Origin of the sequence: Pseudomonas tremae (genome assembly GCF_001401155.1) — a bacterium.
Taxonomy (GTDB): Bacteria; Pseudomonadota; Gammaproteobacteria; order Pseudomonadales; family Pseudomonadaceae; genus Aquipseudomonas; species Aquipseudomonas tremae.
The window spans coordinates 1-2817 of record NZ_LJRO01000271.1; the positions used below are offsets into that span (position 1 = coordinate 1).

Consider the following 2817-nt stretch of genomic DNA (forward strand, 5'->3'; position numbering starts at 1 on the left):
TGGTGAACTCAATATATATTTCGGTTGCCGAAGCCAATACAGGGCTGAAAAATGGATTACTCGGGTGTTAGAGTGTGGCTGCCGAACATAGCAACGTTCCTGCTTTTGGGCAGTATCGGCTGCACCATCCCTTTGTTATCAAGATCTTTGGAGGATTCAGGCTTGACCCAAGCCAGGATTGGAATTGTTAGCGGGGCTTTTTGGCTTGCTCCGATATTTTTTAGAGTTTACATTTCCCGCCTGCTAGAATATAAAAAAAAGAAAATACTGATTGTTTTTGGGCTCGTGACGACGGCGCTTGCATATCTCATCACAAATGAAGTTGAAGGGATTTTTCAGTTGGTGTCAGTGCGCTTCGTTCAGGGTATAGGCTACACGATTTCAATTATTGGAATACTGGCCTTTGCTGTTAATTCTGCGCAGGCTCGTGAGCGCGCCAGCCAGTTTTCAATCAACAGTATATTTAGCTTTCTTGGTTATGCGCTCGGCCCTGCATTAGGCGAATTTGTTATTCAGTGTTTAGGTTATGCACGCACTTTTGAGATGGCGTCTGCCATGTGTTTTTTGGCTGCGGCATTTATTTGCGCAGGTCGCGAGCCTCTCTTGAACTCCCCATCAGGGCCGACCATTAGTACGAAGAGCAAGAAACCTCCGCCACTGCGCTCTACATGCATCCAACTGATGCTGGTCGCTGCCCCCCTAGGTATGGCAGAAGCATTTGTTCCGATTTTTTCGCGGCAGGAGGGTTATGGGTCTGTGAGCGCCTTCTTCCTCATATTTGCTTGTGCCACACTTGCTATCAGGGTGAATATGTCGAAGCTGAGCTGTTGGCGAAGTTTCACTTGGCTCGCTCAGGCAGGCGCTCTGTTATGCATGCTGGCGCTGACGGTGCTCGCAGCATCCAACTCGAAATCTATGATGCTTGCGGCTTCGTCTTTCATGGGCCTCGGGTGGGGGCTGGTTTTCCCCTCATTAATAGGATTGAATGCGGAACAAAATCCCAATGCAAGCTCAACTCAACTTTCTATTTTCAGCTCAGTGTACGATTTTTCTTTCTTCTTCGGTCAGGTGCTCTTTGGTTTGATTATCTCAAGCTTTGGTTATCGACTCTCTTTTGTGTTGGCAGGTATAGCTTGTTTGGTGTCGTTTGCGTCGATAAAATTTCGTCTGTTTGAAGGCGGCTGAATGTAGTGGTCAACTAATCCCGGACACGACGTTAAGTTTTTCCTCGGCCCGAGCTGGAGCCAGCCCACCGTTGAACTGATGCGGTCGAATCCAGTTGTACCGATGCATCAAAAAATGGCTGATATCGCGCTGTGCTTCCTGTGCAGTTCGATAGCCCAAGGTCGGTATCCATTCTGTTTTCAAGCTGCGAAATACCCGCTCCATCGGCGCATTATCCCAGCAATTTCCTCGGCGGCTCATGCTCTGGCGCATGCGGTAGCGCCACAGCCGTTGGCGAAATTGGCGGCTCCCGTACTGCGATCGTTGATCCGAGTGAAACAGTAACCCTTGAGGCTTTCCACGTTGCTCGTAAGCCACGTCCAGCGCCTTGACCACTAGGTCTGCATCCGGTTTTGCGGATAAGGCCCAGCCCACCACTCGGCGGGCGTAAAGATCCATAACAACCGCAAGGTAGTGCCATTTTCCCTGTGCCCAGATGTAGGTGATGTCGCCGCACCAAACCTGGTTGGGTGCTTCGACATCAAACTCCCGGTTCAAGACATTTGGTATATCAGGCTGCTCGACTGTCGCCTTTTTATAGGCGTGTGATCCAGGTTGCTTGCTGGCCAGTTCCAGTTCGCGCATCAGCCTGCGTACCTTGAACCGTCCAATTTGCTCACCTTCTTCTTGCATCATTAACATGATGCTTCGACTGCCCGGAGCACTTCGCCCCTGGGTGAACAACTCGTTCACTCGGCTGCGCAGCCTGAGTCGCTCAACGTTTGGTGTTCGCCGCCTTAGACGATGCGCGTAGTACCCCGAGCGACCTCAAACGCCTCGCACAAGCAGTCAACAGGCTCATGGACGCTTAGCTGATTGATCAGCGCTTACGCTCGAAATCTTCCGACATCAAGAGCGCGGTAGCCTTTTTTAATATTGATTTCTCGCGCTCAAGGCGAGCAATCCGAGCTTCCAACTCCTGGATTTTTTGCTGCTCTGGTGTCAGGGCCTTGCTCTGGGGCGTGACGCCGGTGCGCTCTTGCTGAAGCTGGTCGACCCAACGACGCAGCGCCGACTCACCCACGCTCAGTGAGCGACTGACTTCGATGAAACTGTAGTTTTGCTTGAGCACGAGGTCGGCAGCCTCGCGTTTGAATTCTGGTGAAAAGGTACGACGTTGTTTGGTCATGAGACACCTCTATCTGGCGAGCATTCTCGCCTAAATGAGTGTCCGGAATCATTAGACCAGTACAAGTTACAACCCAAAGGCCGCTTACAAACGCCTGAGCTGAAACGATGTTTCACTTCGAGAAAACGCCGAAATCCCACCTTCTTCGATTTCAGCTTCCGGAGCGGAGCGATGACGCAGGTTATTGACAGTACTGCGCAAGCTGGCACCGGTACTGGAGATCGCCTCCCCGCTCATGTCCTTGACTGTTTTCGCCAGTTTGACGGTCTGGTCGGCAACATAGCTTGTGGTACTGGATGCAGTCGATTTCACCTTATCCTGTATAAACGACTCGGCTTTCTTAACCGCAGGGTCAGTCGCCAGTCCAGCGGTGGTCCAGCCTGCGAAAACGCCTACCGAACCCACCAGGTTGCTCAGTTGACTAACCGCAGCCTTGGTCGCCGGATCAGTGATATTTTTCGTCG

1 protein-coding gene and 2 pseudogenes are annotated in these 2817 nt (G+C 51.5%); 1 reads left to right on the forward strand and 2 read right to left on the reverse strand.

Annotated features, from left to right (window positions below; translation table 11 throughout):
- Positions 1-51 precede the first annotated feature (51 nt).
- A complete protein-coding gene (locus ALO43_RS16170) occupies positions 52-1185 on the forward strand; it encodes an MFS transporter (protein ID WP_083492183.1) in 1134 nt (377 codons plus the stop codon).
- Positions 1186-1194: 9 nt separating this feature from the next.
- Here the strand turns inward: ALO43_RS16170 and ALO43_RS29045 are convergent.
- Together ALO43_RS29045 and ALO43_RS16185 are read right to left on the reverse strand one after the other, a co-directional pair.
- A pseudogene (locus tag ALO43_RS29045) lies at positions 1195-2353 on the reverse strand (IS3 family transposase).
- A gap of 84 nt (positions 2354-2437) precedes the next feature.
- A pseudogene (locus ALO43_RS16185) lies at positions 2438-2817 on the reverse strand (hypothetical protein); the annotation flags it as partial.

Excerpts from the sequence above, each read along its gene's own strand:
- ALO43_RS16170 (WP_083492183.1), top strand. The coding sequence starts at position 52 with ATGGATTACTCGGGTGTTAGAGTGTGGCTGCCGAACATAGCAACGTTC.